This window comes from Desulfobacula sp., from assembly GCF_021107415.1.
The window spans coordinates 1-15,578 of the sequence record NZ_JAIOSW010000039.1; the positions used below are offsets into that span (position 1 = coordinate 1).

Consider the following 15,578-nt stretch of genomic DNA (forward strand, 5'->3'; position numbering starts at 1 on the left):
CGATTTTAGGAAATTCAAAAAGCCCCAGGCCCGTTGTCGGTGGCATAACAAAGTTCAAACCGATTCACCAGCATCTTATCATAAGAGATGCCCTCTGGGCCGCAGCCAATAGAGCTGTAAACACGGCTGGCTTTGCCACGTCACATGCCGGGGCTGCCCGTGAGGATATTTATCAGATAGAACAGCTTATGGCTCAGTGCTATCGCGTGGCCCCGAAAGCGATACAGGAAGGCTCCCTGGCAGAAGGGCAATGGAGGATGATAAGGCAGGTGATTGATCGTGTCGTTGAAGATATAAAACCAGAAGAGGCAACACTGACCCAAGTGGGTGAAAGCCTGTTACAGGCTGTGGAGATTCTGGATAAACAAGGAAAAAGGTGAAAAGATGAAAAAAAACATCATACACAAGTTTTTCAAAGGTATTTGGATTGGAATGTTTTTAACTGTGCTGCTTGTCGCTGGATGTGCCACGCAATCGGGTGGGAAATATCCTGATCAGAGTTCGATAACAGAAAAGCAAAAACAGACAATCAAAGCAAATAAGAATAAAAATCCCAATGTGCTTGTGGTCCTGCTCGATGATACGGGATACGCAGATATAGGTGCTTATGGTTCGGAAATAGACACCCCTAATATCGATAGCCTTGCGAGAAATGGTTTGCGCTACAATAATTTCCATGCCACGCCCACCTGTTCTCCAACACGGGCTGCAGTGTTGACCGGCAGGGAACCTCACCGTGTGGGCATGGGACTGGTTTCAAGATTTGATCTTGGTCCCCGTTTCCCGGCATTCAGAGGGCGTATTGATCCGGCGGCAGCGACAGTGGCGCGAGTCCTTCAGAATGCAGGTTATGGCACTTATGCGCTTGGTAAATGGCACCTTACACCACCGTCTCATTTGGGTCCTGCCGGATCTTTTGAAAACTGGCCCCTGGGAAAAGGCTTTGACCGTTTCTACGGCTTCATGCCCGGTTCTACAGATCAGTTCGCACCCGAGTTAATCCAAGACAACAAGGTGGTTGACCGGGTTTATGACAGGGACTACAACCTGACCCGGGATTTGGTGGATAATGCGATTACAATGCTTCGCACACACCAGTCTTATGCCGGTACTCATGGTAAAGACCGCCCGTTTTTTATGTATATTGGCACACCGGGTATGCACGCCCCGCACCAGGCACCACAAAAATATTTAGATAAATACCGCGGCCGATATGATGAGGGATGGGATGTGATGCGGGCACAGCGGTTTGCACGCCAGAAAGAGATGGGGCTGATTCCCCAAAACGCAGAACTTCCTGAAAATGATAAACGGATTCAAGCGTGGGAATCATTAGACAGCAACCAGAAGAAAGCGTATGCACGTTTGCAGGAAGTGTATGCGGGTTTTCTTGATCAAACAGATGTTGAACTGGGTCGCCTGTTTAATGAGTTGAAAGCCCTGGGTGAACTTGACAATACCCTTATTGTCGTGATGTCGGATAACGGCGGCAGCCAGGAAGGGAGCATCAACGGTTGCGTGAACCATTCTGCATATTACGCTGGTCAGGCTGAGTCTGTACAGGATCTTGTGGCACGGCTGGATGATATTGGCGGCCCGAACTCCGGCCCCAACTATCCCATTGGCTGGTCCCAGGTAAGCAACACGCCGTTTCCTTACTTTAAGCAGGACACCTATGGCGGCGGTATCAACGTGCCGTTTATTGTGCACTGGCCTGCAAAATTAAAAACCAAAAATGAAGTTCGCACTCAGTATCACCATGCGACTGATGTCATGCCAACAATTCTTGAACTGCTCGATCTGGAACTGCCCGACGTGTTTGATGGATATAAACAATTACCGGTTGACGGTATCAGCATGGCTTACACCTTTGATGATCCCGATGGCAAAGAGCGGCGCACCAAGCAATTTTATCGAATGGGGCATAACCGGGGAATCTATCATGACGGCTGGACAGCCGTGGCCAGACACAAAAGCGGCGACGATTATGATGATGACAAGTGGTCACTTTATAATTTAGAAGAAGACTTTGTTGAGGCAAACGACCTGTCTGCGCAGCATCCGGATAAACTCAAAGAATTAAAAAAACTCTGGAAAGCGGAAGCAAAAAAGGTGAATGCTGATTATATGATTGATCCCAAATACCCGGGTTTTTTCGGGGGACTGGCGATTAAAGCCATGAAAGCCATGAGAGGTCCCAAAGAGAAAGAGTATCTGTTTTATTCGGGAACACCCCGTGTCGACCAGAAAGCGACCCCAAAATTTATTGACCGGCCCTATACCATCACTATCCCGGTTGTCAGGGAAAAGGGCAACGAAGAAGGCGTACTCTTTGCAAATGGAAACGATGATTCAGGGTTTGTGATTTATATCAAGGACGATAAAGCAGTGTTTGAGTATAATTATTGTGCCAATGTGCCCAGTTTCGGCAAACTATATAAAATTGAATCAACGATTTGTGTTCCGGCAGGTAAATCGGAAATCCAGTTTGAGTTTGAAAAAACCGGTAAGCTTGCAGGTATTGGTAAGCTGTTTATTAACGGCAAAGAGGCCGGCCGGATGGATATGCCGAAAACCATTGCCGGCCGTTTGTCCCATGAAGGGCTCGATATTGGTCGTGACGGCAATACACTTATCACAACCAGTTATACTGACAGCTTTCCGTTTACCGGTCAAATTGAGAAGGTTGCAATATGGGTGGGTATAAAATAAAAAATAATATACCGAGAATTTTATCATGAAGTTAAAAACATTCATTCCAATCAGTCTGATCCTTTTATTATTTTGCTGCGTTTCTTTGACAGGCTGTAAAACCGTGAAGAAGTTGAAAATCGGGTGGATGAAGTATACAGCTGACGTAGATCCACCGGTACGGGAATTTGAAATTTCCAAAAATCATCAATGGAAGCCGGAAGGAAAACGGCAGATTCAGGTAACCACTCCTCTCATGCCAAGAAGAAATATTTGGCGGGCAAGGCATGGTGACGTGATGAATTCTGATGAAGTTACCACTGTGGTTGGGCCTGTCCTGGAAATAGACTGGGTTAGTGAGACAGACTATTTTAATCCCTCTTCCTCTTCCTTTGACAGCAGGGGAGACCTTTACAGTACACCTCAATTTCCTGCGGACAAAGCACTTATTATCAAACTGGATGGTAAAACCGGTAAGTTGCTTTGGAAAGTCACCGGCGATAAAAGGCCCACCGGCGGTGGTAGGCCATTGGTTTTAAGTGACCCGGACAACCCGGGAAAAGAGATTATATATGTGGGTGAGAAAGCAGAAGTCCTGGCCGTCCATCCCAGTGGAAAGATCATCTACCACAAACCGACAGGATTCCCGGAGCCGCCTGAGACAGCGACATTTAAAAATCTGGGTGAATACAACAGCAACGGTCCCAACTATAACCCGATCTTTGACGGATTGCTCTGGGTAACCGGCACGGGTATGATTTATGCGGTTGATCGTAAAACCGGAGAACAAAATATTGAACCCTTCTACCTGCCAGGAAAACCCAGCCCGGGAAAAGATAACAGAAAACTTCCCAAAGCAATCAAAAAACTGGAACAAGAGGAGTTGAGCTACCTGTTTAAAGGCACTCCAAAAGGGTATACAATTGCCCATCAGCTTGCAGTAATACTTGGAGAACGTGTTGTAAACTCCAACTATCTTTCCATTGATCAAAAAACAGGCGCCATGTGGATCACTGCGACAGATCTGGATGAAAAAGATGGGAAAAATGATGGTATATCCGAGTATGGAGCACTGTATCGGATTGATATCGTTCCCAGCAAAGAAGGGAAATACAGATGGAAGATGAAAATCGGGGCAAAACTCTCCTTTGAGGGCGGCTCTGCTTCAACAGCAGCACTCCGTGGGGATGGCCAACGTGGATATGTGGGAGATGCCTATGGAAATATGATAGCCTTTGATTATGACTGCAATATTGTGTGGAAATACAGCCTCAAATTAACAAGCGGAGATGCTGATCAGATTGGAGGTTCCATATCCGTTTCCTCGGATAATGGTGAATTGTATGCCGTCACCCGGCGGGATGTGGTAAAGATAATAGACAAGGGAGATCATGCAGAACTGGCATGGCGGGCAAAAATGGATATGTACGAAGATATCAATTCCAACTTCCATCAATGGAACCTGGACACTGCCGCCATAACCGCCAATGGTATCGCCTTTCTGGCTGGAGTAGGCCCCGCCTTTAAACTGTTTGGGGACACGCCCGTATTCCTGCCGGTTAAAGTTGGCGTTGGTATTCTGGATCGGAAGACGGGCCAATTAAGATGGTTTGCCGATGGTAAAAACAAAGGACAAAGTTCATTGGGAATGGTGATGCCAACGCCGGATGGTGGTGTTCTAATTGCCCATTCTCCCCTGCGGCGTGCCATTGCCAGGGGGCTCTTTGGTGATCGTATTCATCCAACCAGGGGCGGGATGACCAAATACAGCCCACATCGAATTGATTTGCTGCTTCGTGATATTGCAGTGGCTGCATCGGACAAAATTAATCGGGGTATAGATCTTTTAAGTATTCAGCCGGAGGGCACAAGAGCGGATATTGCCGAAGTAAAGGACCTTATCAATCAGGCAAGGTTTGTAGCGCCAAAGGCAATAACAACAGGCGATATTACACAGGAACAGTGGAATACCATCAATGGAAAGCTTGAAACTGTCGAAAAGCTCCATCATGATTGGCAAAGCAATCAAAGGGAAGAACCCTTAAGACGATCGATAAAATTGCTGAATGATATTGCCGATGGGATTGAAAAAGGGATTTAACGATATTTTCTGGAAAAATTGTTATCACTCTTTAAAGTATAAAAAAACTTGACAAGCTATAATTATACGAATAAAGATATATAGAATTAGTGATACAGAACAGTATATAAGAATATCTCTGACGGAAAAACAGAATTAGAGGAATAACAGCCATAAAATTGCAACCTTGTACATGGAAATAGTGAGGAAAATATGAATAAAGACTACCCGATTATTGAAGCTGATTTGTTGATCATCGGTGGAGGCAGTGCCGGCGTTATGGCGGCAATCAGGGCCAAGGAATTGGATCCGAATCAGAAAGTCGTTGTTTTTGAAAAAGGAGACATGAAATATTCCGGGTGCATTGCAAGGGGGATGGACGCGTTAAATATTGTGGCAGTTCCTGGGATATCAACCCCGGAACTCTATGTGGAATCCAACAGCATTGCCTGTGAGGGTATTATGGACGAGCCGGTTAATTACCGGATGGCGGAACGAAGCTGGGATATGATGAAAAAACTGGAATCCTGGGGAATATTTTTTCCCAAAGATGACAATGGCCAGTATGATATCCTCCAGGTTCATCCCAAAGGTAAATTTTGCGTGACCATGAAAGAGCCGGAACTGAAAACCATTCTGGCAAAAAAAGCGGTTGATCTTGGGGTGAAGATCATCAACCGGACCATGGCGATGCGGCTCATCAAGGATGGGGAAAGGGTATCCGGTGCCATTGGAATGAATGTCCGCACGGGTGAAATTATTGTCTGCAAGGCCAAAACCGTTATTCTCACCTCCGGTGGAACAGCAAGATTCGGACTCCCGGACAATGGTCATCTTTACGGCGTATACGATTATCCTGGTAACACCGGTGACGGTTATTGCCTGGCATATCGTGCAGGCGCAGAATTGAGCGGCTTTGAGTACACGCTTGTATATTATATTGTAAAAGACATTAATGCCCCCCTTCTTTATATTACATTAACCCGTGGGGCAAAGCTTTTTAATGCATTTAATGAACGCAGAGACAAGGCTCATCCTTCAATCAGGAGCATGTTTAATGAACATGTCATGAAAAATAGCGGCCCCATGCGGATTAACATGAACCATCTTCCTGAAGATAAAATCAAAGAAATTGAAGAGCTTCTTTTTACAACTGAACGGCCTGCCTGTGAGCGATTTTATGAAGGCCGCGGAATTGATTTTCGAACCGGTGAAATTGAATTATGGCCCACTGAGGTATTTTTATGCGGGGGGCATGGACTGACAGGTGTGAGGGTGAACGAAAACGCAGAAACTGCTGTCCCGGGTTTATATGCGGCCGGTGACACATCGCTTGTGGCAAGGGGACATTTAACAGGTGCTTTTGTTTTTGGAGAGATCTCAGCTGAGAGTGCAACCGAATTTGCTGCAAACAATGGTGATGTTTCCTTAGATGAAAAACAAATCAATGATTTTATAAATGAAATAGATGCAAGGTTAGCTCAAAATACTAATGAAATAGCCATCGAGGAATTTGAGTATAAAGTCAGACGAATGATCAGTGATTATATCAAACCGCCTAAAAATGAGTATAAGCTGGACCGGGCGCTGTGGTGGATGGATCGGTTTCGCAAAGAGCTATCGACAATGGTTCGTGTTCAGAATGTACATGACCTTTTTAAATTGTTTGAGGTAGAAAATATTATTCAATGCGCCACTTTAAGTGCCCTTGCTTCCAGGGAACGGAAGGAAAGCCGCTGGACGCCCTGGCATTACCGGACTGATTATCCAGAAACTAATGAACAGGAGTGGAAAAAGCATATTGTGTTGAGCCAGGGAGAAAGATTTGAAGATGTGAAAATATCCTATGCACCCATCATTCGTATGGATAAGGAGGCATAACCAATGGGATTAAATTTATTAGAAGCGCTATCTGATAATATTGTTATTGATATGGACAAATGTGTATTCTGCAGTATTTGTGTAAATACCTGTATATTGGATAATTTGAGGATGAAACTGGCACCCTGCCGCCAGGCATGCCCATTGGGCGTAAATTGTCAGGGATATGTTCAGCTGATTGCCAGGGGTGAAGAGAGAAAGGCAATGGAAATTTTAAGGCAGGATTTGCCCTTTCCTGAAATTCTTGGACGTATATGCTCCCATCCCTGTGAAGAAAAATGCCATAGAAAGGGACAAGAGGGAGAGGCGGTTGCCATTCGCCATCTCAAGCGGTATATTGCGGATCAATTCACGGGGGAAAAAATCCCGCTTCCGGAAATACTGCCCGACACAGGCAAAAGCATAGCAATTATCGGATCCGGGCCGGCCGGAATGATGGCAGCCTATGATCTCAGGACTCATGGTCATCGGGTAACAATTTTTGATTCTGAAAAAGAGCCCGGAGGAATGCTGCGATGGGCAATCCCGGATTTCAGGCTTCCCCAGTCTGTATTAGACAGGGAAATGGGACTGCTCATTGAAATGGATGTTTCTTTTCAATGCGGGGTAGCCATTGGAAAAAATAAAAGCATGGAAGCGCTCAAAAATGAGTTTGATGCGGTTATTGTCGCCGCAGGTTGCCCTGGACATGGCATACTCCATATTGACGGGGAAGAAAACCAGGGAGTTTACCATGGTCTGCCATTTCTTAAGCTTGTCCGGGGAGGCAAGGCGCTTGAAGTCGGCAAAAAGGTAGTTGTCATCGGCGGTGGAAATGTAGCTGTGGATTCGGCGCAGACAGCGCTCAGATTAGGGGCAGAAGAGGTCACTATGGTCACCCTTGAATCCAACAATGAACTCCCTGCATTTCCAGAGGCTATTAAAAGTGCCGCAGCAGAAGGAATAAATTTTCAGTATTCCTGGGGAAATCCAAAACTGAATTTTAGCGATGGGCAGTTGATTGGAATTGATTTCCAGCGCTGTGTGCAGGTTTTTGATAACTGCGGCTGTTTTGCTCCCGATTTTGATGATTGTGAATTGCATTATATAGATGCACAAACCGTTATCATCGCCATTGGCCAGCAGGCGGACAGAGCATTTTTGGAATCTTCAGGTTTGACTCAAAATTTTAAAATGGCAATTGATCCTCTTACGCTTCAGTCCAAAAATGAAAAAATCTTTGCAGCCGGTGATATTCACACCGGGCCGTCCTCTGTAATTCATGCTCTGGCAAGCGGTCGAGAGGCAGCAGAATCAGTCAATAGATTCCTTAATGCAGAACATTTACGGTTTGGCCGGAAATATCCGGGCCCCATTGAAACCGAATTTGATATTGATACAAGCAAAGGCTCCGCAGATAAACGCATCATTATTGATGAACATCGTTCAAAAGGCAAAGGGGACTTTCAGGAAATTGAATTACCTGTCAGTCAGGAAGCGGCTCGAATGGAAGCAAAACGATGCTATTCCTGTGGACAGCCTTTTGGCAAATTCCGAACCTGCTGGTTTTGCCTGCCCTGCGAGGTGGAATGCCCCAATGATGCACTTGAGGTGAAAATACCATATTTATTAAGATAGTTCTTTGAATAAACATAAATTTAGGAGGGTAACATGATTAAAAAAGTCGGATTTATTGGACTTGGAGCAATGGGAAAAGGCATGGCGTTTAACCTGCTGAATGCAGGGTTTGATATGAGCGTTTACGACTTAAACCCGGAGATCCTGAAGACGTTTGAACAGGCAGGTGCCAAAATTGCAGACAGTCCCAAAGAATTGGCCCGGGTTTCTGATGTTGTGATGACAATGCTTCCGGAACCGGAACATGTTGAATCGGTATATCTTGAGAAAGACGGTCTATTAGAAGGTGCCCACGAAGGTCTCTATCTCATTGATTCCAGTACGGTTGACCCGGAGTGTAATAAAAAAATGTGTGAGGCCGCTGCCAAGGTTGGGGTCACTATGTTTGACGCCCCGGTGGGGGGTTCCCCCAATGAAGCTGCTGCCGGTAATCTTGTTATGCTGGCTGGCGGAAAGAAAAAAGATATGGAAGCATGCCGCCCTGTATTAGATGTTGTGGGGCAGCTCACACTTTTTTGCGGCCCCATAGGTATGGGTTCTGCAGTTAAACTTGCCAATAACCTGATGACCATGAACATGATGGCTACAGTCGTAGAAGGATATACCCTGGCCGAAGACGCTGGAGTGGATACCAAGGTTTTGGCAGAATTGCAGCGCCTCAATGTTCCACGAGTATTTGATATGATGGTATTGATGTTTATGGCCAAAGTTGACAATGTGGGGTTTCAGACAATTCTTGCGCACAAGGACGTTCGCCTGGCTTTAAAAATGGCAGAAGATACCGGCACGCCGTTGCCTGTAGGATCTCTGGTAAAATCTCTTTTGCAGTTGAATATTCGACAGGGACGGGGGAAGCTTGGTTTGCAATCCTCCAGACGAATTTATTTAAAAGAAGATGATAAATCGTAGTTGGTTTCAAATATTTTTTAAAAAAAAGAGATGGGAGAAAATAAAATGCAGGATAAAATTGATAAATATAAGGCTGCGGCCAGGCGTGCTGCTGAATGGACGCTTAAATTAATGAATGAAGATGGCAGTTACAGAAAAACTGAACACATTGTAATGGGTATGTTCAAAGCCCCCCTTGCCATGAAAACAGCCGGATATGTCAAGGAAGCGGAAGCCACGATGAATTATATTGAAAAACACTTTTTTGAAAATGGTGATTTCAACAATGGTCATTGTGATCCTTCCCTCTCAATGTACAACAACTATCGGAATGCCTGGTTATGCTGGGGCGCCCACGAGCTGGGCCGCGATGATCTGGCAAAAGCAGGCGGTGATTATTTTGAAAGCATGGTCCACCCTGAAATCGGAGGTATACCCTCTCGCAAGGAATACCATGATATGTTCCAGATTCTGGATTGGGGATCAACCGCCCTGGGGCTGGTGGTATTGTCAATGTTGGGAAGAAAGGAATCTGCCATAAAATGTGGGGAATTTTTTGAAAAAATGTTGGATGATCAGCCTGAGCCGGATGAACGATTGTACTTGCGAAGGTTATGGTTAAACGGTAACTTGATCACCGTGTGCCAACCCCATGAAATCCCTGAGTATATTGTGGATTTTCAAATGCCGGGTATGATGTACTGGTATTTTGGTGCTGCCATGGCGGGTCTTGCTAAATTATATGAACTTACACAGGATTCCCGATGGCTTGAAACTGCTGACAGAATTTTCGGGTTGACGCAAAAGTGCAGAGAAGGGGTGTATGAAGATCTTACATCCGGCAAAATAGGATGGGGGTGTTCATGGCTTTACAACGCCACAGGTGATAAAAAATATGCGGATGTTGTTGTTAAAGTAGCAGACCATCAATTGAAGATTCAAGAACCGGAAGGTGGTTGGGTTCGCAGGCCTTTATTTCAGTCTTTGGAGGAACAACCCAATATATTTGGTATTGAAGTTACCCAGGAACGGGTGGTATGGTTGGATTATTACGCCCGGGCCCTTGCCGGATAATTGGTTATATTAAAGCGGAATGGTCATGAAGGATATAAAAAACCCATATAAATAATTGAAGCTGCTATTTAGGAGATTAATATGGATTTACCCTTTGTTTTTGAACCTGTTTTAGGTTTTTGTACAATAGGAGCTTTTCTTGTCATTGGTGTTGTTTTTCGTGCACACTTCCGCTTTTTCCAGTATTTCCTGCTCCCAAGCTGTCTCATCGGGGGTACCCTGGGATGTATTTGTTTAAATTTAAAAATATTTGATTTACCCTTCTCTCTATTTGAAAATTTTTCCTATCATTTTTTAAATATAGCCTTTATTTCCGTTGGTTTAACCCGGACTAAAAACCCAAATAAAGACCATGGCACAGGAAAACAGATATTGAAAGCCTCTTTGTGGATGGCTCTCATGAAAGGTATTACATGGCCTGTTCAAGCGATCATCGGGCTGTGTGGTGTTCTGGTGTTTGGCCTGTTTGGCAAAGATCTCTTTCCAACCTTTGGTCTTCTGGCACCCATAGGTTTCAATGAAGGGCCTGGCCAGGCACTCTCCATTGGTAAAGTATATGCGGAATTCGGTTTTGAGAATGCAATTACAGTTGGTCTTTCCTTTGCAGTCATGGGATATATTTTTTGTTTTTTTCTAGGAATGCCTCTTGTCAGAATGGCCTTAAATAAAGGTTCTGCAAAACATGGCAAAACATCACTGTCCAAAGATTTTTTAAAAGGCATCCTTCCAAAAGAAAAAAAAGATATCAAGGCCGGAACTCTTACGTTTCATACAGAGAACATTGATAATCTTGCTTTTCAGCTTGGGCTTGCAGGTATTATTTATATCATAACCTATTTTTTCTGCAATAGTATTGCCCAGATGCTGCCACCTGCAATTGGAAAAGCGTCCTGGGGGTTTTTTTTTGCAATAGGTATGATTATTGCGGTCTTATTCAGATTACTGATGAAAAAAGCAAAAATAGAACACCTTATCGATCCGGGCGTTCAAAACCGTATTACAGGGTTTAGTATTGATATCATGATCACTGCAACTTTACTTGCCATTAATCTGGGTATTGTCTGGAAATTTATTATTCCTATTCTGATCATATCAATTCCATCCGGAATAGTTACTTTACTATCCCTTTTGTATTTTGGGCGACGTATGCACACCATGAATCTTGAGCATACCATTGTCACCTACGGCATGTATACAGGGCAGATGTCAACTGGTTTGTTGTTACTTCGAATGCTGGATCCGGAATTCAAGTCACCATTACTCTTGGAGCTTGGTGCGTATCCTTTTTTTGTTTTCCCCTTTACTGCTGGATTTATGGTTATTGCAACTCTACCTGTTACATTGGGGTATGGCATTCCTCTAATGATCGGAATATATGCCGCCATCATGCTGCTGGTCCTGATATTACTCAAAATAACAAAATTATGGGGACCGCCAAAGACTTTTTTTGAAAATAGTAAAAATTCAGATTTGATCTAATACTAATTATGGAGGCAGCCATGCCTGTCAAAGAGATTACAGGAACTTTGAACAATATGCTGGAAATTGATCTGTCAAAAAAAATATTTTCAAGTATTTCAATTTCCGACAAGGAAAGACAAATGTACCTTGGTGGAAAAGGGCTTGGATTAAAATTATTGTATGACCGGTTAAAACCAGGAATTGATCCATTGAGTGAAGACAATTTGATTGTCATCATGACAGGCGTTCTAACCGGAACCAATGCCCCTTGTTCCGGCCGATTTCATGCAGTTTTCAAGTCTCCTCTTACAAAGATTATGGGTTCTTCCTCCTGCGGCGGCTCCTTTGGACGTCAGCTCAAAACCAATGGATGGGATGGTATTATTCTTAAAGGAAAATCTGATACACCGGTCACCCTTCAAATCCATGATGACAAAATTAATTTTTTTGATGCTTCAAGTCTATGGGGAAAAGAGATTGAAGAAGCTCAAACTGCTATTAGCACAAAAAACCAGGAAACGCTGGTGATCGGGCCTGCAGGAGAGAACCTGGTTCGCTTTGCTAATGTTGCTTCGGGTCACAGATACCTTGGAAGGGGTGGACTTGGTTCGGTCATGGGATCAAAAAACCTTAAAGCCATTGTTGCTTTAAAAGGCCGGTATAAAGTTGTTCCTTTTGATAAAAAAGGGTTTCAAAAAAGTAAAGCCAGAGCAAGCAAATATATTAATCGAAATCCTACAACTTTATCAATGAGACAGTTTGGAACGGCTGCCAATGCAAACCCGATCATTAAAAACAATATGCTGCCGGTCAATAATTTCACTTATGGCAATCATCCTGATGCAGCGAATATTACAGGCGAAGTGATCAAAGAAAATCATAACACAACGCACCATACTTGCAAGCCATGTTCCATACTCTGCGGGCATAAAGGGATGTTTAACGGTAAACAGACACCTGTTCCAGAATATGAGACCCTTGCATTGCTGGGGGCAAACCTTGGCATATTTGATCCCAATGATATTTCACTGTTTAGCGACATTTGCAATCAAAAGGGAATGGATACCATAACTGCCGGGGGAACCCTGGCATGGGTCATGGAAGCCACTGAAAAAGGACTTGTTAATACAGATCTCAAATTCGGCTCTTCAGGACAAATTGTAAAAGCATTAAAAAATATTGCAGAACTTGAAGGTTTTGGAAAAGAGATGGCAAAGGGATCAAGAGCGCTTTCGAATAAATTTGGCGGAAAGGAATTTGCTATCCAGGTGAAGGGCCTTGAGATGGCGGGCTATGATCCGCGAGGGGCCTGGGGGCAAGGCCTTGGATATGCTGTTGCCAACAGAGGTGCCTGTCATCTGTCTTCATTTCCTGTTGGATTTGAAAACATACTCAATCTCTTAAAGCCTGATACCATTCGTGCAAAACCTGAGTTTGTAAAGTTTTTTGAAAATTTCTATGCCGCTATCAATTCAATGGATATTTGTCAATTTACTGCATATGGCCTGACGCTTGAAGTTCCATTGACAAAAATGACACCCCATTTTGTCTTAGGTTTTTTGATGCAGAATATTCCTGTCCTTGCCCTCTCCCTGGTGGATTTTTCATTATATCCAAAATTTTTCAGCGCTGCCTCTGGCGTTTCCCTGTCTTCAAGGGATTTTTTAAAGGCAGGTGAAAGAATTCATATTCTTGAAAGACTTATGAACACGAATGAAGGGATTCGAAAAACCGATGATACTCTGCCTGGAAGACTGCTTTCAGAATCCCAGAAAAATGATCCTGAAAAAAGGCTTGTTCCCCTGGAGCCAATGCTTGAAAAGTATTACAAATTACGAGGATACGACAAGGAAGGGATCCCAAAACAAAAATTACTAAAAAAACTCAAGATTTTGCTTTAAGATTGAGTTCTTTCAATTTGTCTGCTGTGGGTAACCCGTCCCGGGTCCATCCCATGACTATGTAATATTCATCCAGCATTACCTCAAGGTCCACTGTTTCACCCGCACTTCGGCCTTTTTTCATTGGTTCTGTTAAAAACCGTTTTGGTAATGTATCGTTTTTTCGAGAAAATCCCAATTTGCTGTTGTACAGGCGTTCTAAATTAATCGTTCTTTCAGCAGCGCTATTAAACATGTGTTTATCCATGTTAAGACCGGTCACCGCATTAAAGCCATCCACCAGATTTTGCAAATCCATTCCCGCACGCAATGTTGAACAGATACCAATAGAGTCAACGATACACATACTGAGCTGCTGCTCTCTTACCAGGGCTGCTTTTCCTTTTGTTTCCAGGCGATTTTTCTGAACAATTTCAGGCCCCATGGTGGTTGCCATCATATGGTGCGCTCCTTTTGGTGAAGTGGCATAGGTCAGTCCCATCCCCTTCATTCCCCTTGGGTCATAGACCGCCAGTCCCTGGCCTTTGGAATGCATCCCCAGTTCAGGCGCACCGAATTTTTCAGAAGCTGATTTGACCCCTTCTGCTAAAATATCTCCAATTCCTTTTCGCAGTGCCATCATTTCGAGAATCTTCACCAATGCATCGCCGTTCCCGAATTTCAACTCAATTCCATTGGTTTCCTTAAGGCTGATAATGCCTTTCTCAAAGCATTCCATTGCTAAAGCGATACATCCCCCGGCATTCATGGTGTCAAAACCATAATCGTCACAAATTTTTGTTGCTTTGAGAATATGATCCCAGTCACTGACACCACAATTCGGCCCAAGCAGGCCAATTGTTTCAAACTCAGGACCTTCGATGTGCATCAAGCCATATTTTTCAGTGGCTACATAACTGCGTTTGCCACATGCCACAGGGCATCCAAAGCAAGAGGCATCCCCGACCACAATATCCTTGCGCATTTGCGGACCCTCTAACTTGAACCCATCTTCAAAATACCCTTGTGAAAAATTTCGTGTGCACCAAAGCCCCCGTTCATTGATATCTTTCACCATTTCAGGAGTTCCGTAATGTCGTCGATCCTGGATTTTCGGGCTGGATTTGAGTTGCGCATAATACTTTTGAGCAAGTTTTTTCATCTGTTCGATATCATGGAACTGAATATCCTGTGTTCCTCGAACAGCGATGGCTTTCAGGTTTTTTGATCCCATGACCGCACCGCACCCACCGCGTCCAAATTCCCGATGAACGCCGGATGTGATACATGCCATTTTGTTTAAATTTTCTCCTGCAGGGCCAATGGCGGCAATCTGGATCTGCATATCTTTGCCCAACTCTTTTTTGATGTTTTGATCGCATTGGCTGATAATATTACCCCAGAGATGTTCAGCAGCCCGGATTTCAACATTTTCATCATCAATCCACAGATAAACCGGGTTCTCAGCCTTACCTTCGATGATCAATCCGTCATATCCGGCAAATTTCAACTCCGGCCCCCAATGCCCCCCGCACAAAGAAAATGAATAGGTATTTGTTAAAGGCGACTTAAATGTCAAATTAATTTTATTGTTGCCCGGGATTAAGGACCCGGCAAGCGTTCCGCTCATGAATATCAATTTGTTTTCCGGCCCCAGAGGATCAATAACCGGATCAACTTCCCTGTTAAAATAATAGATACCAAACCCTCTTGCACCAAGATATTTTCTGACAATATCTAATGGCGTATCTTCAATTTGAATGCTCTGGTCAGTAAGATTGATTCTTAAAATTTTTCCCGCAATGCCTGGTATTTTGCTCATGATAATTCCCCTCCCCTGCCCGCGTCTTTGACAATTTCAGCTCTGTACAACCGTTCTGCCTTGTGGCGTTCCAAGTATTGGATAGCCTGTTCCGGACAATATTGAACGCATTGCGGACTTCCATTGCACAGGTCACAAATGAGAATCAATTTTTTCCCTGGATACATGGAAGGCGCACCATAAG

Annotated in this window: 10 protein-coding genes and 1 pseudogene; 9 read left to right on the forward strand and 2 right to left on the reverse strand. The window is 44.1% G+C overall.

Features of this window, described 5'->3' with window-relative positions:
* From K8S13_RS02155 to K8S13_RS02195, 9 genes are all read left to right on the forward strand, one after another.
* Positions 1-380: hypothetical protein (locus K8S13_RS02155; RefSeq protein ID WP_291460078.1), on the forward strand; the 380-nt coding region annotated here is incomplete at its 5' end.
* 4 nt (positions 381-384) lie between these two features.
* The gene (locus K8S13_RS02160) at positions 385-2,712 is read left to right on the forward strand and encodes an arylsulfatase (protein WP_291460079.1); all 2,328 of its coding nucleotides are present in this window, start codon (positions 385-387) and stop codon (positions 2,710-2,712) included.
* A gap of 103 nt (positions 2,713-2,815) precedes the next feature.
* Positions 2,816-4,792, forward strand: coding sequence for a hypothetical protein (locus K8S13_RS02165; RefSeq protein ID WP_291460081.1), 1,977 nt, complete (start codon positions 2,816-2,818; stop codon positions 4,790-4,792).
* A gap of 192 nt (positions 4,793-4,984) precedes the next feature.
* The gene (locus K8S13_RS02170) at positions 4,985-6,652 is read left to right on the forward strand and encodes an FAD-binding protein (protein ID WP_291460082.1); all 1,668 of its coding nucleotides are present in this window, start codon (positions 4,985-4,987) and stop codon (positions 6,650-6,652) included.
* 3 nt (positions 6,653-6,655) lie between these two features.
* Positions 6,656-8,269, forward strand: a complete 1,614-nt coding sequence (locus K8S13_RS02175) for an FAD-dependent oxidoreductase (RefSeq protein ID WP_291460083.1) — start codon at positions 6,656-6,658, stop codon at positions 8,267-8,269.
* Between the two features lie 33 nt (positions 8,270-8,302).
* Positions 8,303-9,178 (forward strand): NAD(P)-dependent oxidoreductase, encoded by an 876-nt coding sequence (locus tag K8S13_RS02180; protein ID WP_291460084.1) that lies wholly within the window; start codon positions 8,303-8,305, stop codon positions 9,176-9,178.
* A 45-nt stretch (positions 9,179-9,223) separates the two neighbouring features.
* The gene (locus K8S13_RS02185) at positions 9,224-10,231 is read left to right on the forward strand and encodes a hypothetical protein (protein ID WP_291460086.1); all 1,008 of its coding nucleotides are present in this window, start codon (positions 9,224-9,226) and stop codon (positions 10,229-10,231) included.
* Positions 10,232-10,312: 81 nt separating this feature from the next.
* Complete coding sequence (locus K8S13_RS02190) at positions 10,313-11,710, forward strand: sodium/glutamate symporter (protein WP_291460087.1); 1,398 nt, start codon at positions 10,313-10,315, stop codon at positions 11,708-11,710.
* Positions 11,711-11,730: 20 nt separating this feature from the next.
* Positions 11,731-13,593 (forward strand): aldehyde ferredoxin oxidoreductase family protein, encoded by a 1,863-nt coding sequence (locus tag K8S13_RS02195; protein WP_291460088.1) that lies wholly within the window; start codon positions 11,731-11,733, stop codon positions 13,591-13,593.
* On the opposite strand, the gene K8S13_RS02200 is transcribed toward K8S13_RS02195, so the two are convergent.
* Together K8S13_RS02200 and K8S13_RS02205 are read right to left on the reverse strand one after the other, a co-directional pair.
* The gene (locus K8S13_RS02200; RefSeq protein WP_291460089.1) at positions 13,577-15,394 is read right to left on the reverse strand and encodes an aldehyde ferredoxin oxidoreductase family protein; all 1,818 of its coding nucleotides are present in this window, start codon (positions 15,392-15,394) and stop codon (positions 13,577-13,579) included. The genes K8S13_RS02195 and K8S13_RS02200 overlap by 17 nt on opposite strands.
* Positions 15,391-15,578, reverse strand: a pseudogene (locus K8S13_RS02205) (hypothetical protein); the annotation flags it as partial. The gene K8S13_RS02200 and the pseudogene K8S13_RS02205, both read right to left, overlap by 4 nt.

Excerpts from the sequence above, each read along its gene's own strand:
- K8S13_RS02160 (WP_291460079.1), top strand. The coding sequence starts at position 385 with ATGAAAAAAAACATCATACACAAGTTTTTCAAAGGTATTTGGATTGGA.
- K8S13_RS02170 (WP_291460082.1), top strand. The coding sequence starts at position 4,985 with ATGAATAAAGACTACCCGATTATTGAAGCTGATTTGTTGATCATCGGT.
- K8S13_RS02175 (WP_291460083.1), top strand. The coding sequence starts at position 6,656 with ATGGGATTAAATTTATTAGAAGCGCTATCTGATAATATTGTTATTGAT.
- K8S13_RS02180 (WP_291460084.1), top strand. The coding sequence starts at position 8,303 with ATGATTAAAAAAGTCGGATTTATTGGACTTGGAGCAATGGGAAAAGGC.
- K8S13_RS02185 (WP_291460086.1), top strand. The coding sequence starts at position 9,224 with ATGCAGGATAAAATTGATAAATATAAGGCTGCGGCCAGGCGTGCTGCT.
- K8S13_RS02190 (WP_291460087.1), top strand. The coding sequence starts at position 10,313 with ATGGATTTACCCTTTGTTTTTGAACCTGTTTTAGGTTTTTGTACAATA.
- K8S13_RS02195 (WP_291460088.1), top strand. The coding sequence starts at position 11,731 with ATGCCTGTCAAAGAGATTACAGGAACTTTGAACAATATGCTGGAAATT.
- K8S13_RS02200 (WP_291460089.1), bottom strand. The coding sequence starts at position 15,394 with ATGAGCAAAATACCAGGCATTGCGGGAAAAATTTTAAGAATCAATCTT.